The organism is Mesorhizobium sp. M0571, assembly GCF_040320985.1.
GTDB lineage: Bacteria > Pseudomonadota > Alphaproteobacteria > Rhizobiales > Rhizobiaceae > Mesorhizobium.
This window is the reverse complement of the sequence record NZ_JAMYQT010000014.1, coordinates 53,343-78,560: the sequence shown is the minus strand read 5'-3', so window position 1 is coordinate 78,560 and position 25,218 is coordinate 53,343. Positions and strand designations below refer to the sequence as shown.

Sequence of the window (25,218 nt, the reverse complement as noted above, 5' to 3'; positions counted from 1 at the left end):
GCGCGGCCTCCCTTTCCGTGCACCATAGATGGTCTCATTTCTTGCAGGACCTCGCCATGATCTCTCCAGGCATTGCCGATATCCGCAGCGCAGCAGTCCGATTGTCTGGACTGATTGTCGAAACGCCGCTGATCGAATCACCGGAGCTGAACAAGCGCTTTGGCGCCAGAATTCTGTTCAAGCCCGAGACATTGCAGCGCACCGGCTCGTTTAAGTTCCGCGGCGCCTACAACAAGCTCTCCTCGCTCTCAGCGGAAGAACGCAGTCGTGGCGTCGTCGCCTTCTCGTCGGGCAATCACGCGCAAGGCGTCGCTGCCTCGGCGGCGATGTTCGGCGTCAGAGCCGTTATCGCCATGCCCACCGATGCACCGGCGATGAAGGTCGGCAATGTCAGGAAGATGGGCGCGGAAGTGATCACCTTCGACCGGGTCCGCGACGATCGTACTGCCGTCGTCCGTTCTTACGTGGAAAAGGGCATGGTCCTGGTGCCGCCCTACGACGATCCGGCCATCATCGCGGGCCAAGGCACGATCGGCCTCGAATTGATGGCGCAAGCGAAAGCGCTTGGCGTCAGCCTCGATGCGGTGGTGATTCCCTGTGGCGGTGGCGGCTTGAGCAGCGGCATCTCGATCGCGGTCAAGGACGCCTCGCCGGGCACCGCCGTCTGGGCCGTGGAACCCGAGCATTTCGACGACACAGGCCGCTCGCTGATCAAAGGCGCCAGGGTGTCGAACGAGCCCGGCCATGTCTCGATCTGCGATGCCCTTCTCGTCGCCGAGCCGGGCGCGATCACTTTCGAGATCAACCGCAAGAACCTCGCCGGCGCCATCGCTGTTTCCGACAGGGCGGTGGCCCAGGCGATGCGCGACGCGATGGCTTATCTCAAGCTGGTGGTCGAACCCGGCGGCTGCGTCGGCTTGGCCGCGCTGTCGTCAGGCGAGATCGACCTTGCCGGGAAATACATTGCCGTGGTGCTCTCCGGCGGCAATGTCGATTTCAGCACCTATGCCGAGATCATTGCTGCCGGCTAAGATGGCACCAGTTCCAGGTCATTTGCCGTTTCAAAGTGCTCGAGCGTCCGTTGCGCGTCCAGTCGAACCGGTACCATTCAAAGACTGAGATCAATGAAACTGTTCTTCAGCCGCAATCCCAATCCTCGCCTGGCGGTCGCGGTGGCACGTTATCTCAACGCGAAGGTCGAGTTTGAATTCGCCTCCCCCTTCGCGCCGGGGCAGGCCGAGCGATTTCGTGCGCTCAATCCGAATCTCTCCTTGCCCATACTTGTAGGCCTGGGAAAAAGCCTCTGGGAGGCCGACGCCATAGCCTGCCGGCTTTCGCGCGACGCGCATTCGGACCTCTGGCGCACCGGCGACGACGAGCCCGAGATGATCCGATGGCTGAGTTGGAGTAAAGAGAACTTCGCGAGAGCCTGCGACGTCGTGCATTTCGAACGCGGGACCAAACAGCGCTATGGGCTGGGCCCGATCGATCAGGCGCGGGTTGAGGAGGGCCTGAGGGACTTCAGCACCGCCGCTGCAATACTCGAAGCCGAGCTTTCCGAGCGAGAATGGCTGGTCGGAAATTCGGTTTCCTATGCCGACTTTCGAATGGCGACGTTTCTGCCCTTCAACGATGTCGCCCGATTGCCGCTCGATGATTACCCTTCGGTCAGCCGCTGGTATCGCCAGCTTGAAGAAATCGACGCCTGGCGCGACCCCTTCAAAGGACTCAATGCGCCTGAATTGGCGGCGGTCCCGGGTCAGGCCAAGCCTGCATGAATCTCGATCCGAAAGATCGTGCATATCGGCACAACCCGATGCGCTTTCAAAGCGCTGCTTCACGACCCGCCAAGGCGAGACCCCGCCCTTTTTCTGTTGATCAAAACGGGAAAAAAACGCTAACTGGCTGCCGCGAGGGGCCATGCTGACAGTTGATGAAGTGGGAGCGATCCCGTTGTTTTCGGGTTTGCTGGCGGCCGAGCTGGAGCGGCTGGCGCGGACGGCGGCCGACCTTCATCTCAGCGCCGGAGAGTTCGCGGTTCACGAGGGCGGAGAGGCTGCGCTGTTTGCGGTTCTCGCCGGCAAGATCGAAGTCGTGAAGACTTTCGACGGGATCGAGCGGACGCTCGGCTGGCGTCTGCCGGGAACGATCTTCGGCGAGGTGCCGATTGCGCTGGGCTCGGGTTTTCCAGGCGGCTATCGCGCCGCCGAACCGTCCCGCGTCATGCGCATCGAGGTTCAGCAGTATTATTCCATCGCAGCGGTTTCGAAGGACGTCGCCCAGAAGGTCAGCGCGCTTGCCCGTGAGCGGATGGGCGGGCTGCAGAGCATCACCGCCGAGCCGCAGAAGCCGCGCGTGACTTTGGTCGGCCATCGCTGGGACACGGCGTGTGGCGACCTGCGCCGGTTTCTGGCCCGCAACCAGATCTCGTTCACCTGGCTGTTGCCCGATACAGCGGATGCCGAGGCTTTCTGGTCCGCCCTGGGCCGGCCGGCACTCGACGGTCCCGTCGCGCGGCTGGCGGACGGAGAGATCATGGAAAGTCCGGCCGTGCGCGATCTTGCCATTCGCCTCGGGCTGCAGACGCGCCCGCGCGGTACCGAATACGATGTCGCGATCATCGGCGGCGGGCCGGCCGGCCTTGCGGCGGCGGTCTACGGCGCATCCGAGGGGTTGCGCACCATCGTCGTCGAGCGCGAGGCGCCTGGCGGGCAGGCGGGGACATCGTCGCGGATCGAGAACTATCTCGGTTTTCCCAGCGGAATTTCCGGCGACGAACTGGCCAGCCGCGCGCTGCAGCAGGCGCGGCGGCTGGGCGCCGAAATCTTGGTCACCCGCTCGGTCGCCGGCATCGATCCGGCCAGGCACGACCTGTTTCTCGACGGCACCGATGTCGTGCGGGCGCGCAGCCTTATCCTTGCGACAGGCGTGACATGGCGCCGGCTCGGCATAGCCGGGTTCGACCGGCTCATCGGCAAGGGTGTCTATTATGGGGCCGCGCGCAGCGAGGCCAACACCACCCATGGGCTGGACGTGTTCCTGATCGGCGCCGGCAACTCGGCCGGCCAGGCGGCGCTGCATTTTTCCGGCCATGCGCGCTCAGTGACGCTGCTCGTGCGCGGCCCCTCCCTTGCAGACAGCATGTCTCACTATTTGATCGAGCAGCTCAGGGCGAAATCAAACGTAAAAGTCCAGCTTCGCTCCGAAGTCCAGGCCGTGCACGGCGAGACTCACCTGACGGCGATCGACATTCTCGATAAGGCCAGCAACGAGGTGAGCCGGCACGATTGCGGCGGGCTGTTCGTTTTCATCGGCGCCAATGCGGAGACCGAGTGGCTGCCGGCCGATGTCGTGCGCGATGCACGCGGCTACGTGCTGACCGGGGACGATGTGAAGAAGGCCGGGGGCTGGTCGCTCGACCGCGATCCCTATCTGCTCGAGACCAGCGCGCCCGGCGTCTTTGCCTGCGGCGACGTGCGCCTGAGCCCGGTCAAGCGGGTTGCGTCAGCGGTCGGCGAGGGCAGCATGGCGATCGCGTTCGTCCACCAATATCTGGCGAATGAAGAGAAGGCGCGCCGCGGCCAAAGCTAGACAGGACCGGCAACGTCCCAAACCGCTGCGCACTTTTGGGCGACATGCATTAATCCAGCGTCCGGCGGAACCGCACCAGTGCCACGCCGGCGAACAGCGCCACGAACACGACCAGCCAGCCGATTTCCGTTGCGACCGCCGGCAGCTCGGCGCCCTTCAGCATCACCGCGCGGATAATGCGCAGGAAATGCGTCAGCGGAAGCACCTCGCCGAAGACCTGCGCCCAGTCCGGCATGCCGCGATAGGGAAACATGAAGCCGGATAGCATGATCGACGGCAGGAAGAAGAAGAAGGTGAGCTGCAGGGCCTGCATCTGCGTGCGGGCGATCGTCGAGATCGTGTAGCCAAGCAGCACCAGCGCCAGGACGAAGATCAGGACCGCCGTCAACAGCAGCGACATCGACCCGGTGAAGGGAATGGCAAACAGCAGCTTCGAGGCCGCCAGCACCACCAGCACCTGCACGGCGCCGACCGCCAGATAGGGCAGTACCTTGCCCAGCATGATCTCGAGCGGGCTGGACGGCATCGCCAGAAGGTTCTCCATCGTGCCGCGCTCGGTCTCGCGCGTCAGCGCGATCGAGGTCATCATCACCATCGTCATCTGCAGGATGACGCCGAGCAGGCCGGGCACGATGTTATATTGCGAGATGCCCTCCGGATTGTAGCGCCGGTGCACCACGACCTGGAGCTGGCCCTTGGCATTTTCGGCTGCCGTCTCCTGCATGCCGCGGGCCCTTAGCAGCGCCTGGTTGGCGACGGTGCCGAGGGTAGAGATGGCACCGCTGGCGACGGCCGGGTCGGTGGCATCGGCCTCGATCAGGATCTGCGGGCTGTCGCCACGCTCGACCCGCCGGGCAAAATCGGCGGGGATGGTGACGACGAAGGCGACGTCGCCCCGCGCCATCAGGAATTCCGCTTCGGCTGCACTTTGCGCGACACGGTCGAAGCGGTAATAGCCGGTGGTCTGCAACGCCGAAACCATGGCCCGCGTGTAGGGATCGCTGCTCATCGCCACCAAAGCCGCCGGCAGGCTCTTCGGATCGTTGTTGATGGCATAGCCGAACAGCACCAGCTGCATCAGCGGCACCCCCAGCATCATGGCGAAGGTGATGCGGTCGCGCCGCATCTGGATGAACTCCTTGATCAGCAGCGCGCCGAGCCTGGCAAAGGAAAACACGCCGTCTATCCCATTTTTCATCCCATATTGTCCTTCGAGCCGGACATGAATTGGATGAACACATCCTCCAGGCTGGTCTCGCCGGGGGTCACCGTCACGCCCTTGTGCTCCTTCTCGATATCGGCAAGTGCTGCTTCCAGCCTGTTCTTGTCGGAGCCGACGACATGCAGCGTCGCGCCAAACGGTGCCACCTGGTCGACGCCTGGGCGGCCATGAAGTGCGGCCGCGACCTGGTCGAGCTGCGGCCCCTGCAGGACGAACGTGGTCAGCCCGGCATTCCTCACCACGTCCTCGACCGTGCCGGTGGCCAGCATCTTGCCGTAGGAGATGTAGCTGATGCGGTGGCAGCGCTCGGCCTCGTCCATGTAATGGGTGGAGACCAGCACGGTCAGCCCGCCGCTCGCCAGCCGGTGGATCTCGTCCCAGAATTCGCGCCTGGCTTTCGGGTCGACGCCCGCCGTCGGCTCGTCGAGCAGCAGCAGTTTCGGCTTGTGCATGATGCAGGCGGCCAGCGCCAGCCGCTGTTTCCAGCCGCCGGACAAGGTGCCGGCCAGCTGGTTCCTGCGTGATGTCAGGCCGAGTTCCTCAAGCGTCCTGCCGACATGCTCGTCGAGCGGCTTCAAGCGGTAGAGGCGCGCCACGAATTCGAGATTCTCGCCGATCGTCAGATCCTCGTAGAACGAGAACCTCTGCGTCATATAGCCGACTTCGCGCTTGATCCTCAGGCTGTCGGTGCGGATGTTGAAGCCCAGAACCGTGCCTTCGCCTTCATCCGGCGTCAGCAACCCGCACATGATGCGGATGGTCGTCGTCTTGCCCGAGCCGTTCGGGCCGAGAAAACCGACGATCTCGCCTTCGGCCACCGCCATCGTCACATGGTCGACGACGGTGTTGTCGCCGAAGCGCTTGACCAGGCCGTGCACGTCGATGACGTTCATTTTCCGATGTCCGCCAGATCGACGTCGACGATCTGCCCGGGCTGTAATGCGCTGGCGTCGCCCTCCGGCCGGGCCTCGACCAGATAGACCAGCTTTTGCCGGGTTTCGAGCGAGTAGATCACCGGCGGCGTGAATTCCGGATCCGGCGACACATAGCTGACGCGTGCCTTCACGCCCGACCCGCAGCCGTCGCAATGGACGTTGAGCAGCGTGCCGACCTTGACCGACGAGAACGCGCTTTCCGGCACATAGACGCTGAGCTTCACCGCGCCGTCCGGCAGCATCGAAATGACCGGTGCCGTCGGCCCGGCCGTGTCGCCCGGATTGCGGATGACGTCGTTGACACGGCCAGGCGAGGGCGCTGTGAGCACGCGCTTCGACAGCCGCCATTGCGCTTGCTCCAGCGCCGATTGCGCCTGCCTGACCTGATTGTCGGCAGCCTTGATCGTCTCCGGCCGTGCCGGCAGCCCGCCGACCGCGAGATTGGCCTCCGCCTGGCCGACCTGCGCGTTGGCCGTCTCCAGAGCCGCGGAAGCCGTGTCGTAGTCGGCCTGCGTGCCGGTGCCGCGTTTGAACAAATCGCTGGCGCGGGTGTATCTGCGTTTGGAGTCGGCGGCTTGCGCCTTGGCCATGTCGACCTGCGCCTTGAGCACCGCGATCTCTTCCGGCCGTTTGCCGACCTGCAGATCGGCGAGTTGCGCCTGAGCTTGCGCAAGGGCCGCCTCGGCTTGCGCGATGGCGATCTTGGCGTCGGCGTTTTCCAGCGTCACCACCGGCGTGCCGGGCGCGACGCGGTCGCCTCGCTTGACCGCAATCGTCTCGACCTGCGCCACCTCGATCGGCGCGAGCAGCACATAATCGCCCTCGACGTAGCCAACGGCGAGCGGTGCTGCCGGCGCGCAGGCGCTGAAAAGCTGGGCGGCAAGCGGCAAAGAACAGAGCAGGCTCATGATCCACGATCCTTCCGGGCAGCCAAATCGCGCCGAGCCAAAATCGCACCGAGATTATCCGTCACCACCGCCGCGATCTTGCCGGCCTCGTCATTGCCGATCTCGCGCCAGCCCATGCGGCGCATAACCGCCTCGCGGCCGATGCGGAAATAGACGACCTGGCCGATCAGCGTGAACACGGTGAGTTTTGTGCGCTCGCTCTCGGCCGGCTCGCCCGTCGCCTGTTCCCAGATCAGGCAGAGCCGGTTATGCGCCGGTTCGAACACGCCGTCATAGATACGGTCGAGCGCGGCGGTTGGATGCGACAGCTCACGCAGGACGAACTGTACAATCTCGCCGGCTTCCGGCCTTGCCGCGATGAAGGCGACCATCCGCTCCAGTGCGACGGATAAATGTGCCCGCGCAGCCTCGGGATCCACCAATGCCGCGGCCGGCGCTTGCAGATTGCCGATCGCCTGGCCGGCAATGGTCTGGATGGTCTCGACGATGTAGTCGGCCGCTGCGTTGCGGAGCCCTTCCTTGCCGCCGAAATGATAGGCGATCGAGCCGATATTGGCCTTGGCCTCAGCCGCGATCTGGCGCGTCGACGTGCCGTCGAAACCCTGGCGTCCGAACAGCTTCAGCGCCGCGCGCACGAGTGCCGTCCGCGTCATATCTGCGGCGGTCATGGGTGCCTCATGAGGAAGGCCACTGGCGCTGGGCGATTTGGTCATGGCCAGCAGTTTAATCAATCGAATGATTAAAGTCAACGGCCGGCGGTCAAGCGGCTTGCCAACTTTGGCCGTGCGCGCTTTAGTGCCCGGCCATGGGCAAGGAAATCGAGCGTAAATTCCTGGTCTCAGGTGCGGAATGGCGGGGAATGGTCGAGGCGGACATCCATATCCGTCAATTCTATCTTGTCGCCGAGCCTACCCGCACGGTGCGTGTGCGCATCAGCAATGACGCCTCCGCCAAGCTGACGCTCAAGTTCGGCAGCCAGGCGCGCGAGCGCGACGAATTCGACTATCCGGTGCCTTTGGCGGAGGCGCAGGAGATGCAGGCCTTTGCCATCGGACGTGTCATCGAGAAGACACGCCACCATGTTAGACACCGCGGCTATCTCTACGAAGTCGATGTCTTCGGCGGGGCGCTTGCGGGGCTGGTGATCGCCGAACTCGAGACGCCGGAGGATGTACCGGATGAAATGCTGCCAGATTGGCTCGGCCGCGAAGTCACCGGCGAGCCGAGATTTTATAACGCGTCGCTCGCCCTTGGGGGGATTCCGGAGATCGTCGCATGAGCTTTCGTATCGATCCGCGCATGTCGCTGACCGGCGAGGTCAGGCGCATCCTCACCGAGGAGGTCGGCAAGGCGCTCGTCCATCTGGACGCGGCGCGTGACCGGCCCGAACAGGCGCTGCACAAGTGCCGCAAGCGGCTGAAGAACGCGCGCGCCCTGCTGCGCCTCGTTCGTTCCGGGGGCGAAACATTCTGCCGGGATGAAAACCAATGCTATCGGGATGTCGCTGCCCAGCTTGCCGGTCCCCGCGAGGCGACCGCGCTGATCGAGACCGTCGACCGGCTCGCAGCAGCCTTCCCGGAACAGAGCGCCGAAGGCCGCCTCGATGCGGTGCGCGACAGGCTGGTCGCCCGCCAGCAGATGCTGCATGCCGGTGCCGATCTCGGTGCTGCGATAGATGATGCGATCGCCGCTTGCCTGGAGAGCATCAGCCGCATCGACAGGCTCACTCTGCCCGACCAGCCGGAGCAGGCCGCCGACGTGCTTGCTGAAGGCGCGCGCACCACTTTGCGCCGCGCCAGGAAAGCGCTGGACAAGGCCGCTTCGCGCGGCGAAGCCGATGATTTCCACGATCTGCGCAAGGCGGCCAAGACGCATGGCATGCATCTGTCGCTGCTCGGCAGGCTTTGGCCGACGCCGATCAAGACCCGGCGCAAGGCCGTCGACGAATTGGGCGAGCGGCTCGGCGAACTGCACGATGTGCTCGTCATGCGCGCGCTTCTCGCTGCCGACGATCACCCGCTCGGTCCCACTGAAGAGACGCGGGTTCTCGGCAAGCTTCTGAAGCGCTCGGAAAAAAGCCTGAAAAAGACCTGTCTCGCCGAGGCGGCCGAGCTTTTCGGCGACAGCCCGAAGCGCTCGACGAGGAAGCTCGCCCGCAAGGTGCGCGAAGATCTCACAGCTGCGCCGCATGAAGACACCGGAGCGCCCGCCGTCGGCTGATCATAGTCTAAGCTGCCGGCCTGTGCTAATCGCCGTCTGGCATGACCGAGCCCGGCGACACGCTTCTGGACCGACTTGGCCACTGGCTTGCCGGTCGGCTGCAGGAGGAATCGTCCGGCTACGAGCCTTACACGCCGTCCGATGCCGAAACGCTGCGCCGCACGCTCGAACCCGGCGACATCCTGCTCATCGAGGGCAACCAAAAGGTCTCGGCGGCGATCAAATACCTCACCCAGTCGACCTGGTCGCATGCCGCCTTCTATGTCGGCGACGCGTTGCTGGAGCCGGAGGACGGGTCGGAGCGGCGCCGGCTGATCGAGGTCACGCTCGGCGAGGGCTGCATCGCCGTGCCGCTGTCGCGTTATCGCACCTATAATACGCGCATCTGCCGGGCCAGCGGCCTGGCTCCCGAGGATCGCGACATTGTGGTCGCCTTCATGATCGGCAGGCTTGGCTTGAGAATACGATCTCAAGAACATATTCGATATGCTGCGCTACTTCCTGCCGACGCCGCCGGTCCCGGTGCGCTGGCGCCGCCGCATGCTGGCTTTCGGTTCCGGCGACCCGACGCGCGCCATCTGCTCTTCGCTGATCGCCGAGGCCTATGGCCAGATCCGCTACCCGATCCTGCCCGAGATTACCCGCGCGCCCGGTCGCGCGTCGGCCCAATCGAGCTATTCGCGCAAGGAAATCCTGCACATCCGCCACCACTCGCTCTACACGCCGCGCGATTTCGACCTGTCGCCCTATTTCCGCATCGTCAAGCCGACGCTGGAATACGGCTTCGACTATCGGCAGATGGTCTGGGACGAGAAGCCGAAGATTGCCGATATCGAGACAAAAGCCGCAGAGTAGCGGCTAGCCGACAGAGGCCGCGCCTTTGCGGCAGTGAGTCGGTTGGTGCCCCGTGAGCGGCGTCGCGTGGATGCGGGCTGACCGGCACAGGAAACGGCGCCCCCGTTCATGCAGGCGTCGAAGCCGGATGGCGCCTCACGAGGTCGTTCGAGACTGTTTCGATGATCTCGCCGGAAAGCGTCGGATCGGGCACGACGCGGGAGAGGATGATCGATCCGACCATTTCAGCGAGAATGGCGATCGCGGCACTGCGCTTGGCCTTTCGGTCACTTGCGGGCACTAGTGTGGTGAGCAGCTCGATATAGTTGCCGACGATGCTTCCGAAGAAGGATCGAAGCGCTGGATCGTCGCGCCGGGCCGCATCGGCCGCGAGTGCCGTGAGGCTGCACCCGTGCCCCGGATCATCACGATGATAGTCCGAGACGTAGTACCGCACGAGCGTTTCTAGCGGCGTGTCGGGAGTGGCGTCCATGCGCTGACGGAGATCATCGTTTATGCTGGCATAGGCGCGTTTGACGGCCTGAACGACGAGGTCGTCCTTCGACTTGAACTGTCGGTAGAAACCTCCATGGGTAAGCCCGGCAGCGTGCATCAGGTCGGCGATGCCGATGCCGTCGATCCCTCGTTCGCGCAAGAGCATCGCGGCGGTGTCGATTACCCGCTCGCGATTCTGCTCGACCGTCTCCTTGCTTACCTTCACGACGGCACCCCTCGCTATTGATGATGAGCGACATATAAGACGCGACGCGACCTTTGTCATCCTCGATGCAAGACACGCGATGGTCGCTTGACAATGATGATGGTTGTCATTATTAGCATAATGATGACGATCATCCTCATTAATGAGGAAAACTGAGATGACACACGTTCAGTCGCGCGCAACCGATGAAAAGGTTGCGCTCATAACCGGCGCCTTGGGCGGCATCGGGCATGCGGTCGGGCTTGCGCTCATCCGCGCGGGCTATCGGGTATTCGGCACCAGCCGTCGGGCTCCGCCCAATGAGGTACGTCAGGGCATCCAGATGATCCGCTGCGACGTGACTGACGACGCGTCAGTCAAGCAAGCGGTCAAGGAGGTCGTCGCTCGTGCAGGTCGGATCGACGTGCTCGTCAACAATGCCGGCCGGAGCTTGATCGGCGGCGCCGAGGAATCATCGGTGGGTCGGGCCCAGAAGCTGTTTGATGTAAATGTCTTCGGCATCCTTCGCATGACCAATGAAGTCCTGCCCATCATGCGCAGCCAGGGCAAGGGCCGGATCATCAACATCAGTTCGGTGGCCGGTTTCCTGCCCGGACCGTTCACGGCTCTCTACAACGCCACCAAACATGCCGTCGAAGGCTATTCCGAGTCGCTTGATCACGAACTTCGTACATTGGGGATCCGCGTTTCCGTGGTAGAGCCCGCATTCACTCGCACCGGGCTGGAAGAGAACGCGGAACAACCTGACCGGATTTCGAGCGTCTATGAAAAGGGGCGCACAGCGATGAATTCGACCTGGCGCAAGGGCATCGCAGGCGGCGACCCGGTGGAAGCCGTGGCCGACAAAGTGGTGCAGGCAGCCACCGAAAAGACGCCGCGAATTCGGTACACGCCTGGAAAGACGGCAGGCCGTCTCCGCTTCATGCGACGCTTTGTTCCCGAAAAGTCCTTTGAGAAGAGCTTTCGCAAGCAGATGAATCTGCCTGCTTGATATCTGAATCGCTGCGTCGCCAGGCAACCAAATAAGCGAGAGCCAACGATGAAGTACTATCTAGCCAAGTTTATTCCGCCTCGCTCCGACTTCCTGGCGACGATGAGTGCCGATGAAGGCGAATTGATGAAGCAGCATGGTGCCTTTTTGGATCGGCTCCTCGGCAGGGGGACAATCGTCGCCCATGGCCCGGTGCTCGATCCAGCCGGTGGCTATGGTCTGTCGCTCTACCAGGTCGACGATGACCAGGACATTGAGGCGATGACTTCGGAGGATCCCATCGTACAGGGCGGCACCGGGCACTATGAGGTTCATCCAATGCTTCATCTAAGGACACGCGGCTAACGCCGTTCGACTGTGCCTCGTGCATTGTCTAGATGGTGCTTGGGACCAACCTCTAGGGTCCGCTGCGCCGAGGGCAAGGCGGAGGCAATCGATTTAGGCCGGCAGAGGACGTCGCCCGTTGGCCGCGACATCCGCCCGTGCGGGCGTCCGTGCGCCGGCGTCGCGCGGATGCGGCCCGATCGGCATAATCACCGGGAATGGCGTCGCGCCGAAAGCGAAGGTCCATTTGTAGCCGACCAGCCCGTCCTCGGGCGTCGTGTGCTGATCGTGATGAGCAAGCAATTTGGCGCGCTCGGCCAGTTCCTCCGCCTCGCGCCTGACCATTTCCGCCGTTTCCGGCCGCATCCGCCTGGAGAAGCTGACGAATGTCGCCTCGCACTGCAGATGCGTGATGGCCCAGCCAATGAAGTTCTTGTTGGTCATCTCGAACAGCGGCCGCAGCGGCCCGTCGAAATTCCACTGGATCGGTGTCTCGACAAGCAGCCTCGCCGACAGGCCGCGACCGAGCGCGACCAGCCCGAGTTCCTCAAGGTCGCGCAGATAGAGGAACATCGATGCCTCGCTCAATCCTTGTGAGCGCATGATGCCTTCGGGGGTGAATTTCTCGGAGAGCATGACGAAAACGAACAGCAGCGCCGGCCGCCCGGCGAGCTTGCGTTCGATTTCCGGCGCGATGTGGTTGGCAGGTCCCGGCCCCCTGGTCATCGAGCCAAGCACATTTTCCAGCTCTACGCCGGCTGCCGCGCAGATCTCCATCAGCCGGTCGAGCTTGCAGTTGCGCTCGTGGAAGATGCGCTTCACCGTCGGCTCGGAAACGCTCATCCGCTCGGCAAGGACGCGGTAGGTGACGCCCTTGGCCTTCAACGTCCGTTTCAACGCTTCGAAGATCAGCCCGTTCATGCGATGCACCTCTTTCGCGTGATTTGGTATCAGCCTTCGGTACTAGTCCCGATAGGTCTTCCGGGAAAGTATCGAAAGGCCTAGCTCTCCGCCATTCATTACAGGAGACCAGCCATGAGGACCCTCATCACTTCGATACTCTTCGCCACCATCGGCGCCGCGATTGCGCCTGCAGCCCAGGCCGGCGAACTCTGGCGCGCCACCGGCCTTGAGCAACCTGAATCGGCGCTCCTCGACGCTGCCGGCAAACGCATCATTGTCTCAAACATCGTCGGCAGCCCCGGCGAAGCCGACGGCAATGGCTATCTGTCGGTCCTGTCGACGGACGGCAAGATGGTCACCCAGCACTGGACCGACGGCATGGACGCGCCCAAGGGCATGGCGATTGCAGGCGGCAAACTCTATGTCGCCGACATCACCCATGTGCGCGTCGTCGATCTTCAAAGCGGCAAGCTCGTCTCGACCATCGACGTGCCGAATGCCGTCTTTCTCAACGACATGACTGCCGATGCATCCGGCAAGGTCTACGTCACCGACATGCTGGCCGACGCGATCTACCGCATCGACGGCGACCGGCCGGAACTGTTCGTCAGGGATGCGGCACTGGCTTCGCCGAACGGCGTCTTCTGCGACGGCGGCCGGCTGATCGTCGCCTCCTGGGGCAAGGGCATCAAGCCCGACTTCAGCACCGCGGAGCCGGGCGGCCTGCTCTCGGTCGATCTCGCCACCAAGGCAATTGCGCCATTGCCCGGTGCCGAAAAGTTCGCCAATCTCGACGGCATCGTCGCCATCAGCGGCAGCATCTACGCCACCGCCTATATGACCGGCACGCTCTACCGCTACAAAGCGGGAGACACGCCGCAGGTGGTTGCGACCTTCAAGCCGGGCAGCGCCGACATCGGCACCGACGGCAGGTCGACAATCTTCGTGCCGCTGATGAACGACGGCGAAGTTGCGGCGTTGAGCCTCGACTAAGCCAGCAGCCAGCTCAGGCAGCGGGCGCAGCTTTCTTCAGCTGCGCCTGCGCGTCCTTAATCGAGGCGGCATAGGTCACCAGCGGCCGCTTGAGGCCGTGGTTGATCAGCATGCGACGTATCTGCGGTGAAGCGCCGGCGATGATGAAGCGCACGCCGGCGCGGCTCCCCTTGTGGGCCGCGCCTTCGATGACGTTGGCCGCCGTCGAATCGAAGAACGGCACCGCTGAACAGTCGAGGATGAAGTTCTTGCGCTGGTCGGCGATGCGGTCCAGTACCGTGCCGACGGTCGAGGCGGCGCCGAAGAAGAAGGCGCCCGAGATGCGGTAGACGACGGTGTCGGCATCGCTCGCCTCGCTGGAATCATAGGCGCTGGCTCGGTCGGCGACGTCTTCCTGCACCAGCGACTGGTCCGCCTCCACTGCGATGCTCTTGGCCATGCGGTCAACGAACAGGATCGAGCCCAGCGCAAAACCGACGACGATGCCTTCGGTCAGGTCGCGGAAGATGACGATCAGGAACGTCGTCATCAGCACCAGCGCATCACCGCGCGAGGCGCGCAGCAAGGTGGCGAAGGCCTGTTTCTCGAACATGTTCCAGCACACCACCGCCAGCACGCCGGCAAGCGCTGCAAGCGGGATGTAGCTGGCCAGTGGTGCCGCCACCAGCATCAGCGCAAGCAGGATGGCTGAGTGCATCATACCTGAGACCGGTCCATGCGCGCCGGCCCGCACATTGGTTGCGGTGCGGGCAATGGTGCCGGTGGTGCAGATGCCGCCGAACAAGGCGGAGGCGATATTGGCGAAGCCTTGCGCCACCAGCTCGCAATTGGAGCGGTGCCGCCTGCCGGTCATGCCGTCGGCGACCACGGCCGAGAGCAGCGATTCGATCGCCCCGAGCAGCGCAAAGGCGATGGCGTCCGGCAGCACGTCGATCATCCGGTCGAGGCTGAGCGGCGGAAAGGCGGGCCATTGCAGGCTGCGCGGAATGCCGCCGAAGCGCGTGCCGATCGTCTCGGCCGGCAGGGCGAGCAATGCCACGACGAGTGACGCCAGCCCGATGGCGATCAGCATCGCCGGCCACTTCGGCCGAAATCGCTTCAACAGCGCAATAGTGATGATGGTCAGTGCCGCCACCGAGGTGGCGGCGATGTTGATCGTGCCGGCCGCCTCGCCGATCGCCATCAGCTTCGGCACCAGCGGCCCGGGCTCCTTGCCGGCGAGCTTCAGCCCGAACAGTTCGACGACCTGGCCAGAGAAGATGATAATGGCGATGCCGGCGGTGAAGCCTACGGTCACCGGATAGGGGATGAACTTGATGTAGGTGCCAAGCCGGAGATAGCCGATGGCAAGCAGGAAAACGCCGGCCATCATCGTCGCCAGCAGCAAGCCATCGACGCCGACCCGCGCCACCGTCGCCGCCACCAGCACGATGAAGGCGCCGGCCGGGCCGCCGATCTGGAAACGGCTGCCGCCCAGCGCCGAGACCAGGAAGCCGCCGATGATCGAGGTGTAAAGCCCGCGCTCCGGCGTCACGCCTGAAGCAATGGCAATTGCCATCGACAGCGGCAGCGCCACAATGGCGACGGTCAGCCCGGCGATGGCATCGGCCTTGAAATGCTCGAGCGTGTAGCCCTCGCGCAGCACCGTCACCAGCTTCGGCGTGAACAGTTCGGAAAATGTCGGCCGCGCTGGTTGATGCACTGCCCGCCGGGTCTGATCCATCGAGTGCCTTCCGCATGAAACCAAGGAGGCGGCGGGATCGTCGGCAAGACTGTCGGCGGTCGCCGTCGCGACTTGGAGCGGCGTGCGTCCAAATGGGCGCACAGGTACGCTCCAATACTTTTGAACCGCGCATCGGACTATCCGAAAATCGATCTCGATTTCCGCCGATGCGGCAGTACCGTCAGCCTTGCGGGTTCTGCGGCGTGACAGGCCTGAGGCGAACGCCCCTGCCGCCACGCTCGCTCGCCTGGTTCTCGCCGATCAGCTCGACCCCGGCCTCTTCAAGTGCCTGGATGACCTTCATCAGCGTATCGACCACGCCCCGGACCACGCCGTCGCTCGCTTCCATGCGCTGGATGGTTGGAAGCGAAACCCCGGCGCGCTCGGCGAGCGTCTTCTGGTCGATGCCGGCCAGCGCCCTCGCGGCACGCATCTGCGCGGCAGTGATCATCGGCCAAAACCCCCGTCTGAGTCCTGCAATGTCACGTATAATACCTTTGTTATAATGGTTCAAGCATCATCCTGCACATGTGAGACATGCACCACTCTTTGCCAGCCGACACGCTATCATGCTACAGACTCGGGATCGTTTGGCGGCCCTGCTATCCCGATTTCACAGGCAACGACTTCAAAAGGATAAGCGGGTGAAGATATTCAAAGCGTTGACGACATCGACAGCCTTGCTGTCGATGGTTTTCCTGCTGGCAGGCTGCGGCCATGGCCTGATTAACAGGCTGATTTGACCGCAAATTGACTTACTGAGTCAGGTGCCATCGGCCCGCCCGAGCCATCGCTGCAGGAACCGTGCCGCCAGCCAGCACAGCATCGCCCAGGCAAAGCCGGCGCACCAGCCGGCCAGCACGTCGGATGGCCAGTGGACGCCGAGATAGATACGGCTGATGCCGACGAGCACCGCCGTCAGCACCGCCAGCCCAAGCACGTAGATTTTCGTTGTCCGCCCGGGCAAAAACCGCGCCGCCATGCTGCCCAGCGTCAAATATGTCACCGCCGACAGCATGGCGTGGCCGCTCGGAAACGAAAGCGATGCCACGTCGGCGAGATGCGAGACCAGATCGGGGCGCGGCCGGTCGATGTCGAATTTCAGCACGCTTGACAGGACCTGGCCGCCCGCCACCGCGACGAACATGAGAAGCGCCGCGCCTGGCCTGCGGATGAGGAGCAGATAGACGATCATTGCCGCAGTGATCAGTACCAGCACGCTGGCGCTGCCGAGGCTGGTGATGTCGCGCATCGCCCCTTCCAGCCATGCCGGTCCGATCGGATTGTCGGGTTGGCCGGCTTTGCGGAAGGCGAGCAGGATTTCGGTGTCGAAGGCATGCGGCGTGGTCGCCCGCGCCATTTCCATCAGCTCTTCGAACCCCCACAGCCCGCCGGCAATGATCAGCCCAGCCAGCAGGACCGGGAACTCCAGCCAGTTGCGCAGCCTGCTTGCAGTGTTCTTCATCGGCCCGATCGCAGTTACAGCTTTTGCAGATAGGGCCCGAGCGTTATCAGCGCCACAGCTGCGACGGCGAGCACGATGCCGGTCGCCTGCAAGGCATTGACGCGCTCGCCGAAGAAGACCAGCGCCACCACGTTGACCGACACCAGCTGGATCACCGCCGACAGGCTGAACGACACCGACATGCCGAATTCACGGATCAGCCTCAGCATGATCAGATTGCCCAGCGAATAGAGCGCCAGCGTCAGCACCATCTTGCCGAGGCTCGGCGCCAGTCCCCATTGCTTCGCCGCCGTCGCCGCCAGCAGAAAGATCACTGTCGAAACGCCGAGCTGCCCCAGTCCCCAGAAACTCACTTTTTGTTCCTCTCGATGCGGTCCTTCCGCGCCTGCCGCAGCTCTTGTTTCCGAAGCGCCGGTCGCGGTCAAGCGGGGCCGATCACGGACGCGAAATCTGAAGCTGGAAATTGACCGGCAACGTCATCAAACTGTGATCTGCCGGCGATAGGCGGTCAGTCAAGCGCCACGCTCCAGCCATCCCAAGAAGCCAGAGGCAAGCCCCCATGACTGAACATCGCTCCCCCGACGCCCGATTCCGCACCAGCCAGCTCGAGGAAAACAACGGCCCGGCCATCAATCCCTCCGACAACCGCACCATGGGCGAGATCATCGCCGCGCGGTTCTCGCGCCGCGGCTTCCTCAAGGGCTCGCTTGCCGTCTCGGCCATAGCGGCAACCGTCAGCCCGCTGGCGCTGATCACCGCCGACAACGCCCGCGCCGCCGAAGGCTCTGCCTTCGCTTTCGACGAGCTTGAAGCCGGCATCGACGATAAGCATCACGTCGCACCAGGCTACGACGCCGATGTGCTGCTGCGCTGGGGCGATCCGCTTTTCCCCGATTCGCCGGAATTCGATCCGACAAAACAGTCGGCGGAGGCCCAGGCCAGACAATTCGGCTACAACAACGACTATGTCGGCTATATCCCGATCGACGGCTCGGCCGAGCACGGCCTGCTGGTGGTCAATCACGAATACACCAATCCGCATCTGATGTTTCCGGGCCTCGTCACCATCGTCGACGGCAAAGCCAAGCAGACGGCCCTCAGCAAAGAACAAGTCGACGTCGAGATGGCCGCGCATGGCGGCACCATTGTCGAGATCCGCAAAGAAGCCGGCAAATGGCAGGTCGTGCGCGACGGCAAGCTCAACCGACGCATTACCTCCAACACCGATATCGCGCTGTCCGGCCCCGTCGCCGGCCACGACCGCGTCAAGACCAGCGCCGACCCGAGCGGCACGAAAATCATTGGCACCATCAACAACTGCGCCGGCGGCGTCACGCCGTGGGGCACCTATGTCATGGCCGAGGAGAACATCCACGGCTATTTCTCTGGCGAGCTGCCGCAGGGCCACAAGGAAGCGGCCAATTACAAGCGCCTCGGCATTCCCGAAGGCGCCTATGAATGGGCTGCGCATCACGACCGCTTCGACATCGGCAAGGAGCCGAACGAGCCGAACCGCTTCGGCTGGATCGTCGAGGTCGATGTCCAGGATCCGACTTCGGTGCCGAGGAAGCGCACCGCGATGGGCCGCTTCAAGCATGAGGGCGCAGAATCGATCGTCGCCAAGGATGGCCGTGTCGTCTTCTATCTCGGCGACGACGAGCGCTTCGATTATGTCTATAAGTTCGTCACCACCGGCAAGTTCAACCCGAACGAGCGCGCCGCCAACATGAATTTGCTCGACGACGGCACCTTGCATGTCGCCAAGTTCGCCGAGAACGGTTCGGTCGAATGGCTGCCGATCGTCTTCGGCCAGGGGCCGCTGACGGCGGAGAACGGCTTTGCCGGCCAGGCCGACGTGCTGATCGAGACGCGCCGCGCCGCCGACCTGCTCGGCGCCACCAAGATGGACCGCCCGGAAGACATCCAGCCCAATGCCGCCAACGGCAAGGTCTATGTCATGCTGACCAATAATTCGAAGCGAAAGGCCGATCAGGTCGACGCCGCCAACCCGCGCGCCGAAAACGCCTTTGGCCATATCATCGAGATCGTCGAGGATGGCGGCGATTTCACTGCGACAAAGGGCAAGTGGGAAATCCTGCTGAAGTGCGGCGACCCCGCTGTGGCCGAAGTCGGCGCCACCTTCTCGACCGCAACCACCGCCAATGGCTGGTTCGGCATGCCGGACAATTGCGCGGTCGATTCGGCCGGCCGTCTCTGGGTCGCCACCGACGGCCAGGGTCCGAAGGCCACGGGCCGCACTGACGGTCTGTGGGCGGTGGATACGGAAGGATCGGCGCGGGCGACCTCGAAACTGTTCTTCCGTGTGCCGATCGGAGCCGAAATGTGCGGCCCGTTATTTGCGCCGGACGACCAGACCGCCTTCGTTGCCGTCCAGCATCCAGGCGACGGCGGCGAGGACTGGGAGGCGTTCGGCCGTCCGTCCTACTATGAGGACCTGTCGACGCGCTGGCCCGACTTCAAGCCGGAGATGCCGGTGCGCCCGGCGGTCGTTGCCATCACCAAGCAAGGCGGCGGCAAGATCGCGGTCTGACACGCAGCAAGGCCTTGCAGTCTCAAGGAAGGATTTCGGTGATACGAAATCCTTCCTTTTCCGATGCGCAGGATGCATCCATGCTGCCATTGTGCGCCTGACGGATTATTCGGCGCGCTGAACCACGGCTACGTTCATCATGCTTCGCAACCTGAAGCCAATCGACTCGTATAATCTTATGGCCGTAGCGTTGCTGGCATAGGCGTGGAGATAGGGAACCTCGCCGCGCGCTACTATCTGATTTGCCACGAATAGGGACAGCAGCTTGCCCAGGCCACCGCCCCGAAATTCCGGATGTGAGCACACCCCGCTGAGTTCGGTATAGCCAGGTTGCTTCATGCGCTCGCCGGCCATGGCCGCAAGTCTGCCCTCAATTTTCACACCCCAAAAATCGCCCAGGCTCAAGGCTTCGAGCGTGAATGGGCCGGGCTTGGTGACCAGTGCCAAGGCGAGCATCTCAGCTGCATCGTGTCGCGTCAGACGTTGCACGCGCTGGTCGGAGACGATCTGCAATGGCTGCTCGGCAATCATCTGAACCCCGGCCGCGGCAGACGTTGCACAAAGCCCCGCGGGCAGAGCAATGGCGTCGGCCTGAAGCAGGATCACACTCTCGCCTGAGGAGACAAGCTTTTCGAGCGCCTGCAGGCTTTCCGGGTCATCCGCGGCGGTGGTGGCGAAAGGAACAATCGACGGCCGATATCGTCTGGCGAGGTTGTCACCTTGCGCGAAGACCTGATGCCGCGTCCGAAGCGCGCTCCAGATAGGGCGGTCAAGCAGGTGTCTCATTGCACCGTACCCTCCGGCTCTTTTAATCGACGGTCGAGAGGAGCCGCTGCGAGGCCGTCCTCGATGGCGGTCAGCTGATCAAGAAGCGGCCCCGAAAGATCTGCGCACAAATCCGCGACGGCGTTCTCGATGCGCGGCCAGACGTCGCGCTTTGCGACATCGACCAGCCGCCGACCGTCCCCCGAGAGGGAGACGATCCTGCGCCGCTGGTCATCGTTCGACTGATTGACCTCGAGCAATCCCAATTCGGCCAGAAGCGACACGCTCCGCGTTACACCTGGCTGCGCGATCCCAAGGGATTGCGCCAGTTCCCCGACAGGCAGCGGGCCCAGCCTGTCGAGCGCGGCTAGCAGCGGGTATTGGCTCGCCTGAACCGGGACGTCCAGCCGGTCGAGCAGGCGCTGCGCATCCGCTTGCAGTTGCTCGCCTATACGCTTCAACCTGCTGCCCAGGCACAGGAAGCCAAGCGATCGTATGACGTCTTCCATAGGTCAGCCCATCGCATGCAGAAATCAATAACATTGTATATAACAGTGCATGGAAATCAAGCGCCGCGTTGCAAGGCTTGCCTTCAAGCGGTCCACTGCGTCTAGGAGCTGACTTATACCGCTTTTCCGCCTGGAAACGTTGCTCGAAATGCTGGGGCTGCTTTGCCTGGCAAGGCCAGTCGATCAGTTGCGCAGCCGGTAGCCGGTCCTGAAGATCCAGGCGACGATTGCTATGCAGACGAGCAGGAAGATCACCGTCATGCCGAGGCTGACGCCGACCGAGACGTCGGACTTGCCGTAGAAGCTCCAGCGGAACCCACTGACCAGGTAGACGACCGGGTTGAACAGCGTCACCGTGCGCCAGATGCCGGGCAGCATGTTGATCGAATAGAAGCTGCCGCCGAGGAAGGTCAGCGGCGTGATGATCAGCAGCGGCACCAGCTGCAGCTGCTCGAAGCTCTTCGCCCAGATGCCGATGATGAAGCCGAACAGGCTGAAGGTCACCGCCGTCAGCACCAGGAAGGCGAGCATCCAGAACGGATGCTCGATCGTCAGCGGCACGAACAGCGAGGCCGTCGCCAGGATGATCAGGCCAAGCACGATCGACTTTGTCGCAGCACCGCCGACATAGGCGATGACAATCTCCAGATAGGACACCGGCGCCGACAGCAATTCGTAGATCGAGCCGACGAATTTCGGAAAATAGATGGCGAAAGAGGCGTTGGAGATCGACTGCGTCAGCAGCGACAGCATGATCAGCCCCGGCACGATGAAGGCGCCGTAGCTGATGCCGTCGATCTCGGTGATGCGTGAACCGATGGCCGAACCGAAGACGACGAAATAGAGCGACGTCGAAATGACCGGCGAAACGATGCTCTGCAGCACCGTGCGAAGGGCGCGCGCCATCTCCACCCGATAGATCGCCCATACTGCATGAAGATTCATGGCCGCGCGCAGGTTCATGCCTGTTTCCTCACCAGATTGACGAAGATCTCCTCGAGCGAGCTGTTTTCCGTGTCGATGTCGCGGAACTGGATACCGGCCGCCTCGAGCTCGCGGATCAGCGAGGCGACGCCCGGCCGTTCGCTCTGGTTGTCATAAGTATAAGTCAGCTGTCCGCCATCCGGCGAAAGCTCCAGCGCATAGCGCGAAAATGCGTCGGGAACGGTGGCCAGCGGACTGCGCAGTTCCAGCACAAGCCGTTTGCGGCCAAGCTTGCGCATCAACTCGGCCTTGTCCTCGACCAGCACGATCTCGCCGCGGTTGATGACGCCGACGCGGTCGGCCATCGCCTCGGCTTCCTCGATGTAATGCGTGGTCAGGATGATGGTGACGCCGTCCTCGCGCAGCCGGCGCACCATCGCCCACATGTCCTTGCGCAGCTCGACATCGACGCCTGCTGTCGGTTCGTCGAGGAACAGGATGCGCGGCTCGTGCGACAGCGCCTTGGCGATCATCAGCCGGCGCTTCATGCCGCCGGACAGCGTGATCGCCTTTGCGTCCTTCTTGTCCCACAGCGAGAGATCCCGCAGCACCTTCTCGACAAAGGCGGGGTTCGCCGGCTTGCCGAACAGGCCGCGGCTGTAATTGACCGTCGCCCACACGCTCTCGAAGGCGTCGATGGTCAGTTCCTGCGGCACCAGCCCGATCAGGCCGCGCGCGGCGCGGTAGTCGCGGTTGATGTCATGGCCGTCGACCGTGACGCTGCCCGACGAGCGATTGACGATGCCGCAGACGATCGAGATCAGCGTCGTCTTGCCGGCGCCGTTCGGCCCGAGCAGCGCAAATATCTCGCCGCGCACGATATCGAGATTGATCTCCTTCAACGCCTTGAAGCCGGTGGCATAGGTCTTGGTGACCCCGGAAATCGAAATGATCGGCTGCATGGCTGAAAACGGCTGCTTGAAACAGAGTTGTTGATTTAATCCGCTGAATGTCGGTGCGCAAATCCGGATGTCAATGGCGCTCCTGACAGTTCTGGACACCGAGGTTCGCCGAAATAGGCAACACTTGCTTGGTCGTCCAGCCAAATTCCACGCAAAAGCAGATTAAACGGCACTGCGGCGTTCCGCCTCGCGGCGGGACGCCGCTTTGACCGTCCGGCGCATCCAGCCTATCCTTCTACAAGCAAGCAGCAGCCGGAGCCGCCATGGACCCGCTCATCCTGTCGCGCATACAGTTCGGCGCGAACATCTCGTTTCATATCCTGTTTCCGGCGATCACCATCGCGCTCGGTTGGGTGCTGCTGTTCTTCAAGCTCCGCTATAACGCGACGGGCGATTCCGCCTGGATGCGCGCCTATTTCACCTGGGTGAAGGTGTTCGCGCTGTCCTTCGCCATGGGCGTCGTTTCCGGCGTCACAATGAGCTTCCAGTTCGGCACCAACTGGCCGGGTTACATGGAGACGGTCGGCAACATCGCCGGCCCGCTGCTGGCTTACGAGATCCTGACCGCCTTCTTCCTCGAGGCAGCATTCCTCGGCATCATGCTGTTCGGCTTCCGTCGCGTCTCAAACCGCGTCCACACGCTGGCGACGGTGCTGGTGGCCGGCGGCACCACCCTATCTGCCTTCTGGATCATCGCGCTCAATTCGTGGATGCAGACGCCGGCCGGCTTCGAAATGCGCGATGGTGTTGCGCACGCTACCGACTGGTGGGCCATTATCTTCAACCCATCCATGCCCTACCGGCTCGTCCACATGCTGCTTGCTTCGGGGCTGACCGTCTCCTTTCTCATCGCCGGCCTGTCGGCGCTGCGCTATCTCTACGGCGATCGCTCGGAATCGATGTGGAAGGCGCTGCGCACTGGCGTCTTCGCCGCCGCGATCCTGATCCCGATCCAGATCTTTGCCGGCGACCAGCACGGCCTCAACACGCTGGAGCATCAGCCGCAGAAGATCGCCGCCATGGAGGCCAACTGGAATACTGGCCCCAACGTACCGCTGGTGCTCTTTGCGCTTCCCGACGAAGCGGCCAAGGAGAACAGGTTCGAGCTCACCATTCCCGACGGCGCCAGCCTCATCCTCAGGCACAGCGCCGGCGGCGTCGTGCCGGGGCTGAACGACTATGCCGGCAACCACCCCCCGGTGTTTCCTGTGTTCTGGGGCTTTCGCATCATGGTCGGCACCGGCCTCTTGATGCTCGTCGTCTCGTGGTCGGCGGCCTTCTTCCTCAAGCGTCGCCACAGTCTGCCTAAGCCGCTGGCGCTGGTCATGGTGCCGATGGCGCTGTCTGGCTGGTTGGCGACGCTGGCCGGCTGGTACACCACTGAGATCGGCCGCCAGCCCTGGCTGGTCACCGGCGTGCTGCGTACCGCCGATGCTGTCGGCCCGGTCGCCGGCAGTCATGTCGCGCTGTCGCTTGCGGTCTATCTCATCCTCTACTTGCTGCTGCTGATCGCCTATCTAGGCGTCTTGGTGCATCTGGCGCTGAAGGCGGCGAAGGAGGGTGACACCTCGCCGCTGCCGGGCGTCATGAACAGGCCGCTGTCGCAGCCGGTTGCGCAACCAGGAGAAACATCATGAGCTTCGACTGGCCGACCCTGTTGCCTTTGATCTTCGCCGGCCTGATGGGCCTCGCCATCCTGATCTACGTCATCCTCGACGGCTTCGATCTCGGCATCGGCATCCTGTTCGCCGCAGCCGAAGATACCGAGCAGGATACAATGATCGCCGCCATCGGCCCGTTCTGGGACGCCAACGAGACCTGGCTGGTGCTGGCCGTCGGCCTGCTGCTGGTCGCCTTCCCGCTGGCGCACGGCACCATCCTGACCGCGCTCTATATTCCTGTCTTCGTGCTGCTGGTCGGCTTGATCCTGCGCGGCGTTGCCTTCGATTTCCGCGCCAAGGTGCCGGCCGGCAGGAAGCATCGCTGGAACCGCATCTTCTTCCTCGGCTCGGTCATCGCTTCGCTGGCGCAAGGCTACATGCTCGGCGTCTATGTGCTCGGCCTCGACGTCGGCCCTGGCGGCATCGCCTTCGGCGCGCTGGTGGCACTCTGCCTTGCCGCCGCCTATGCGGCGATGGGCGCGGCCTGGGTCATCTACAAGACGGAAGGCGACTTGCAGAAGAAGGCGGTGCTGTGGCTGCGCACGGCGTTGGTGCTGGCCGCGCTCGGCATGGTTGCGGTATCGCTGGCCACGCCCTTTGCCAGCGCGCGCATCTTCGACAAATGGTTCGTCTGGCCGGCCATGCTCTATTTGTCGCCGTTGCCAATCCTGTCGGCAGTGCTGTTCCTGTGGCTGTGGCGCCAGACTTTTCATCTGCCGAAGCCCGACGACCGCCACGCGCTGCTCCCGTTCCTGACATTGGCCGCGATCTTCACGCTCGGCTTTGCCGGGCTCGCCTGGTCGTTCTACCCCTTCGTGGTGCCCGACCGGCTGACCATCTGGCAGGCTGCTTCGGCACCCGAAAGCTTGGCCGTCATCCTGGTCGGCACGGTGGTCGTGCTGCCGATCATCATCTTCTATTCGTTCTTTGCCTACCGCGTGTTCGCCGGCAAGGCGACGGACCTGACCTATGATTGACCGGCGTTGCCAGCGTCGCCTGAAACAGAATATTCATCT

The 25,218-nt window shown here is 63.3% G+C and carries 25 protein-coding genes and 1 pseudogene; 12 read left to right on the top strand and 14 right to left on the bottom strand.

Features of this window, described 5'->3' with window-relative positions:
- Positions 1 to 56: 56 nt before the first annotated feature.
- The 3 genes from NKI85_RS17985 (at position 57) to NKI85_RS17975 (ending at position 3,591) form a co-directional block, all read left to right on the top strand.
- Positions 57 to 1,031 (top strand): threonine/serine dehydratase family protein, encoded by a 975-nt coding sequence (locus NKI85_RS17985; RefSeq protein ID WP_352528679.1) that lies wholly within the window; start codon positions 57 to 59, stop codon positions 1,029 to 1,031.
- 93 nt (positions 1,032 to 1,124) lie between these two features.
- Positions 1,125 to 1,778, top strand: a complete 654-nt coding sequence (locus NKI85_RS17980; RefSeq protein ID WP_352777229.1) for a glutathione S-transferase family protein — start codon at positions 1,125 to 1,127, stop codon at positions 1,776 to 1,778.
- A 142-nt stretch (positions 1,779 to 1,920) separates the two neighbouring features.
- Positions 1,921 to 3,591, top strand: a complete 1,671-nt coding sequence (locus tag NKI85_RS17975) for an FAD-dependent oxidoreductase (RefSeq protein ID WP_352777227.1) — start codon at positions 1,921 to 1,923, stop codon at positions 3,589 to 3,591.
- Positions 3,592 to 3,640: 49 nt separating this feature from the next.
- Here NKI85_RS17975 and NKI85_RS17970 read toward each other — a convergent pair whose 3' ends face one another.
- From NKI85_RS17970 to NKI85_RS17955, 4 genes are read right to left on the bottom strand one after another with little or no spacing between them, the layout of a single operon-like run.
- Positions 3,641 to 4,777 carry an ABC transporter permease gene (locus tag NKI85_RS17970; RefSeq protein WP_352777372.1) on the bottom strand — a complete coding sequence of 379 codons (1,137 nt, stop codon included), beginning with the start codon at positions 4,775 to 4,777 and terminating at the stop codon, positions 3,641 to 3,643.
- Between the two features lie 8 nt (positions 4,778 to 4,785).
- A complete protein-coding gene (locus NKI85_RS17965; RefSeq protein ID WP_352777225.1) occupies positions 4,786 to 5,706 on the bottom strand; it encodes an ABC transporter ATP-binding protein in 921 nt (306 codons plus the stop codon).
- Positions 5,703 to 6,656: an HlyD family secretion protein gene (locus tag NKI85_RS17960; protein ID WP_352777222.1), complete on the bottom strand. Its 954-nt coding sequence runs from the start codon at positions 6,654 to 6,656 to the stop codon at positions 5,703 to 5,705. Before NKI85_RS17960 ends, NKI85_RS17965 begins: the two co-directional genes overlap by 4 nt.
- The gene (locus NKI85_RS17955; protein WP_502896078.1) at positions 6,653 to 7,369 is read right to left on the bottom strand and encodes a CerR family C-terminal domain-containing protein; all 717 of its coding nucleotides are present in this window, start codon (positions 7,367 to 7,369) and stop codon (positions 6,653 to 6,655) included. Before NKI85_RS17955 ends, NKI85_RS17960 begins: the two co-directional genes overlap by 4 nt.
- A 92-nt stretch (positions 7,370 to 7,461) precedes the next feature.
- On the opposite strand from NKI85_RS17955, the gene NKI85_RS17950 reads away from it, so the two are divergent.
- The 3 genes and pseudogenes from NKI85_RS17950 (at position 7,462) to NKI85_RS17940 (ending at position 9,731) form a co-directional block, all read left to right on the top strand.
- Positions 7,462 to 7,935, top strand: coding sequence for a CYTH domain-containing protein (locus NKI85_RS17950; RefSeq protein ID WP_352777217.1), 474 nt, complete (start codon positions 7,462 to 7,464; stop codon positions 7,933 to 7,935).
- On the top strand, positions 7,932 to 8,876 hold the full coding sequence (locus tag NKI85_RS17945) for a CHAD domain-containing protein (RefSeq protein ID WP_352777215.1): 945 nt from the start codon (positions 7,932 to 7,934) through the stop codon (positions 8,874 to 8,876). The genes NKI85_RS17950 and NKI85_RS17945 overlap by 4 nt, the downstream gene beginning before the upstream one ends.
- Before the next feature lie 41 nt (positions 8,877 to 8,917).
- Positions 8,918 to 9,731, top strand: a pseudogene (locus NKI85_RS17940) (C40 family peptidase).
- A 106-nt stretch (positions 9,732 to 9,837) separates the two neighbouring features.
- On the opposite strand, the gene NKI85_RS17935 reads toward NKI85_RS17940, so the two are convergent.
- Positions 9,838 to 10,431, bottom strand: a complete 594-nt coding sequence (locus NKI85_RS17935) for a TetR/AcrR family transcriptional regulator (protein WP_352777214.1) — start codon at positions 10,429 to 10,431, stop codon at positions 9,838 to 9,840.
- 142 nt (positions 10,432 to 10,573) lie between these two features.
- Here NKI85_RS17935 and NKI85_RS17930 point away from each other — a divergent pair, with 142 nt between their 5' ends.
- Together NKI85_RS17930 and NKI85_RS17925 are read left to right on the top strand one after the other, a co-directional pair.
- Positions 10,574 to 11,422 (top strand): oxidoreductase, encoded by an 849-nt coding sequence (locus tag NKI85_RS17930; RefSeq protein ID WP_352777212.1) that lies wholly within the window; start codon positions 10,574 to 10,576, stop codon positions 11,420 to 11,422.
- A gap of 48 nt (positions 11,423 to 11,470) precedes the next feature.
- On the top strand, positions 11,471 to 11,767 hold the full coding sequence (locus NKI85_RS17925) for a YciI family protein (protein ID WP_352777210.1): 297 nt from the start codon (positions 11,471 to 11,473) through the stop codon (positions 11,765 to 11,767).
- Positions 11,768 to 11,860: 93 nt separating this feature from the next.
- Here NKI85_RS17925 and NKI85_RS17920 read toward each other — a convergent pair whose 3' ends face one another.
- Positions 11,861 to 12,667: a helix-turn-helix domain-containing protein gene (locus tag NKI85_RS17920; protein ID WP_352777208.1), complete on the bottom strand. Its 807-nt coding sequence runs from the start codon at positions 12,665 to 12,667 to the stop codon at positions 11,861 to 11,863.
- Between the two features lie 114 nt (positions 12,668 to 12,781).
- On the opposite strand from NKI85_RS17920, the gene NKI85_RS17915 reads away from it, so the two are divergent.
- A complete protein-coding gene (locus tag NKI85_RS17915; RefSeq protein ID WP_352527538.1) occupies positions 12,782 to 13,642 on the top strand; it encodes an NHL repeat-containing protein in 861 nt (286 codons plus the stop codon).
- Positions 13,643 to 13,655: 13 nt separating this feature from the next.
- On the opposite strand, the gene NKI85_RS17910 is transcribed toward NKI85_RS17915, so the two are convergent.
- From NKI85_RS17910 to NKI85_RS17895, 4 genes are all read right to left on the bottom strand, one after another.
- Positions 13,656 to 15,365: a SulP family inorganic anion transporter gene (locus NKI85_RS17910; protein ID WP_352777205.1), complete on the bottom strand. Its 1,710-nt coding sequence runs from the start codon at positions 15,363 to 15,365 to the stop codon at positions 13,656 to 13,658.
- Positions 15,366 to 15,546: 181 nt separating this feature from the next.
- The gene (locus tag NKI85_RS17905; protein WP_352527542.1) at positions 15,547 to 15,816 is read right to left on the bottom strand and encodes a helix-turn-helix domain-containing protein; all 270 of its coding nucleotides are present in this window, start codon (positions 15,814 to 15,816) and stop codon (positions 15,547 to 15,549) included.
- 312 nt (positions 15,817 to 16,128) lie between these two features.
- On the bottom strand, positions 16,129 to 16,830 hold the full coding sequence (locus NKI85_RS17900; protein ID WP_352527544.1) for a phosphatase PAP2 family protein: 702 nt from the start codon (positions 16,828 to 16,830) through the stop codon (positions 16,129 to 16,131).
- Between the two features lie 14 nt (positions 16,831 to 16,844).
- Positions 16,845 to 17,183, bottom strand: a complete 339-nt coding sequence (locus NKI85_RS17895; protein ID WP_352527546.1) for a hypothetical protein — start codon at positions 17,181 to 17,183, stop codon at positions 16,845 to 16,847.
- 206 nt (positions 17,184 to 17,389) lie between these two features.
- Here NKI85_RS17895 and NKI85_RS17890 point away from each other — a divergent pair, with 206 nt between their 5' ends.
- Positions 17,390 to 19,381 (top strand): PhoX family protein, encoded by a 1,992-nt coding sequence (locus NKI85_RS17890; protein WP_352777202.1) that lies wholly within the window; start codon positions 17,390 to 17,392, stop codon positions 19,379 to 19,381.
- Between the two features lie 105 nt (positions 19,382 to 19,486).
- Here the strand turns inward: NKI85_RS17890 and NKI85_RS17885 are convergent, their stop codons facing one another.
- The 4 genes from NKI85_RS17885 to NKI85_RS17870 all read right to left on the bottom strand — a co-directional run bounded on the left by NKI85_RS17885 (position 19,487) and on the right by NKI85_RS17870 (position 22,541).
- Positions 19,487 to 20,167: a GNAT family N-acetyltransferase gene (locus NKI85_RS17885; protein WP_352777200.1), complete on the bottom strand. Its 681-nt coding sequence runs from the start codon at positions 20,165 to 20,167 to the stop codon at positions 19,487 to 19,489.
- Positions 20,164 to 20,655 carry a MarR family winged helix-turn-helix transcriptional regulator gene (locus NKI85_RS17880; protein WP_352777197.1) on the bottom strand — a complete coding sequence of 164 codons (492 nt, stop codon included), beginning with the start codon at positions 20,653 to 20,655 and terminating at the stop codon, positions 20,164 to 20,166. Before NKI85_RS17880 ends, NKI85_RS17885 begins: the two co-directional genes overlap by 4 nt.
- Before the next feature lie 183 nt (positions 20,656 to 20,838).
- Complete coding sequence (locus NKI85_RS17875; RefSeq protein ID WP_352527661.1) at positions 20,839 to 21,600, bottom strand: ABC transporter permease; 762 nt, start codon at positions 21,598 to 21,600, stop codon at positions 20,839 to 20,841.
- A 14-nt stretch (positions 21,601 to 21,614) separates the two neighbouring features.
- On the bottom strand, positions 21,615 to 22,541 hold the full coding sequence (locus tag NKI85_RS17870; protein ID WP_352527554.1) for an ABC transporter ATP-binding protein: 927 nt from the start codon (positions 22,539 to 22,541) through the stop codon (positions 21,615 to 21,617).
- 263 nt (positions 22,542 to 22,804) lie between these two features.
- Here NKI85_RS17870 and NKI85_RS17865 point away from each other — a divergent pair, with 263 nt between their 5' ends.
- Together NKI85_RS17865 and NKI85_RS17860 are read left to right on the top strand one after the other, a co-directional pair.
- Positions 22,805 to 24,178: a cytochrome ubiquinol oxidase subunit I gene (locus NKI85_RS17865; protein ID WP_352527556.1), complete on the top strand. Its 1,374-nt coding sequence runs from the start codon at positions 22,805 to 22,807 to the stop codon at positions 24,176 to 24,178.
- Positions 24,175 to 25,179 carry a cytochrome d ubiquinol oxidase subunit II gene (locus NKI85_RS17860; RefSeq protein ID WP_352777195.1) on the top strand — a complete coding sequence of 335 codons (1,005 nt, stop codon included), beginning with the start codon at positions 24,175 to 24,177 and terminating at the stop codon, positions 25,177 to 25,179. Before NKI85_RS17865 ends, NKI85_RS17860 begins: the two co-directional genes overlap by 4 nt.
- The last annotated feature ends 39 nt before the right edge of the window (positions 25,180 to 25,218 follow it).

What these genes read in the sequence shown, in the direction of transcription:
- NKI85_RS17880 (WP_352777197.1), bottom strand. Translation starts at nt 20,655, where the DNA reads ATGGAAGACGTCATACGATCGCTTGGCTTCCTGTGCCTGGGCAGCAGG.
- NKI85_RS17915 (WP_352527538.1), top strand. Translation starts at nt 12,782, where the DNA reads ATGAGGACCCTCATCACTTCGATACTCTTCGCCACCATCGGCGCCGCG.
- NKI85_RS17860 (WP_352777195.1), top strand. Translation starts at nt 24,175, where the DNA reads ATGAGCTTCGACTGGCCGACCCTGTTGCCTTTGATCTTCGCCGGCCTG.
- NKI85_RS17930 (WP_352777212.1), top strand. Translation starts at nt 10,574, where the DNA reads ATGAGGAAAACTGAGATGACACACGTTCAGTCGCGCGCAACCGATGAA.
- NKI85_RS17950 (WP_352777217.1), top strand. Translation starts at nt 7,462, where the DNA reads ATGGGCAAGGAAATCGAGCGTAAATTCCTGGTCTCAGGTGCGGAATGG.
- NKI85_RS17980 (WP_352777229.1), top strand. Translation starts at nt 1,125, where the DNA reads ATGAAACTGTTCTTCAGCCGCAATCCCAATCCTCGCCTGGCGGTCGCG.
- NKI85_RS17975 (WP_352777227.1), top strand. Translation starts at nt 1,921, where the DNA reads ATGCTGACAGTTGATGAAGTGGGAGCGATCCCGTTGTTTTCGGGTTTG.
- NKI85_RS17945 (WP_352777215.1), top strand. Translation starts at nt 7,932, where the DNA reads ATGAGCTTTCGTATCGATCCGCGCATGTCGCTGACCGGCGAGGTCAGG.
- NKI85_RS17960 (WP_352777222.1), bottom strand. Translation starts at nt 6,656, where the DNA reads ATGAGCCTGCTCTGTTCTTTGCCGCTTGCCGCCCAGCTTTTCAGCGCC.
- NKI85_RS17965 (WP_352777225.1), bottom strand. Translation starts at nt 5,706, where the DNA reads ATGAACGTCATCGACGTGCACGGCCTGGTCAAGCGCTTCGGCGACAAC.
- NKI85_RS17920 (WP_352777208.1), bottom strand. Translation starts at nt 12,667, where the DNA reads ATGAACGGGCTGATCTTCGAAGCGTTGAAACGGACGTTGAAGGCCAAG.
- NKI85_RS17875 (WP_352527661.1), bottom strand. Translation starts at nt 21,600, where the DNA reads ATGAATCTTCATGCAGTATGGGCGATCTATCGGGTGGAGATGGCGCGC.
- NKI85_RS17890 (WP_352777202.1), top strand. Translation starts at nt 17,390, where the DNA reads ATGACTGAACATCGCTCCCCCGACGCCCGATTCCGCACCAGCCAGCTC.
- NKI85_RS17870 (WP_352527554.1), bottom strand. Translation starts at nt 22,541, where the DNA reads ATGCAGCCGATCATTTCGATTTCCGGGGTCACCAAGACCTATGCCACC.
- NKI85_RS17955 (WP_502896078.1), bottom strand. Translation starts at nt 7,369, where the DNA reads ATGACCAAATCGCCCAGCGCCAGTGGCCTTCCTCATGAGGCACCCATG.
- NKI85_RS17925 (WP_352777210.1), top strand. Translation starts at nt 11,471, where the DNA reads ATGAAGTACTATCTAGCCAAGTTTATTCCGCCTCGCTCCGACTTCCTG.
- NKI85_RS17900 (WP_352527544.1), bottom strand. Translation starts at nt 16,830, where the DNA reads ATGAAGAACACTGCAAGCAGGCTGCGCAACTGGCTGGAGTTCCCGGTC.
- NKI85_RS17910 (WP_352777205.1), bottom strand. Translation starts at nt 15,365, where the DNA reads ATGGATCAGACCCGGCGGGCAGTGCATCAACCAGCGCGGCCGACATTT.
- NKI85_RS17905 (WP_352527542.1), bottom strand. Translation starts at nt 15,816, where the DNA reads ATGATCACTGCCGCGCAGATGCGTGCCGCGAGGGCGCTGGCCGGCATC.
- NKI85_RS17865 (WP_352527556.1), top strand. Translation starts at nt 22,805, where the DNA reads ATGGACCCGCTCATCCTGTCGCGCATACAGTTCGGCGCGAACATCTCG.
- NKI85_RS17985 (WP_352528679.1), top strand. Translation starts at nt 57, where the DNA reads ATGATCTCTCCAGGCATTGCCGATATCCGCAGCGCAGCAGTCCGATTG.
- NKI85_RS17885 (WP_352777200.1), bottom strand. Translation starts at nt 20,167, where the DNA reads ATGAGACACCTGCTTGACCGCCCTATCTGGAGCGCGCTTCGGACGCGG.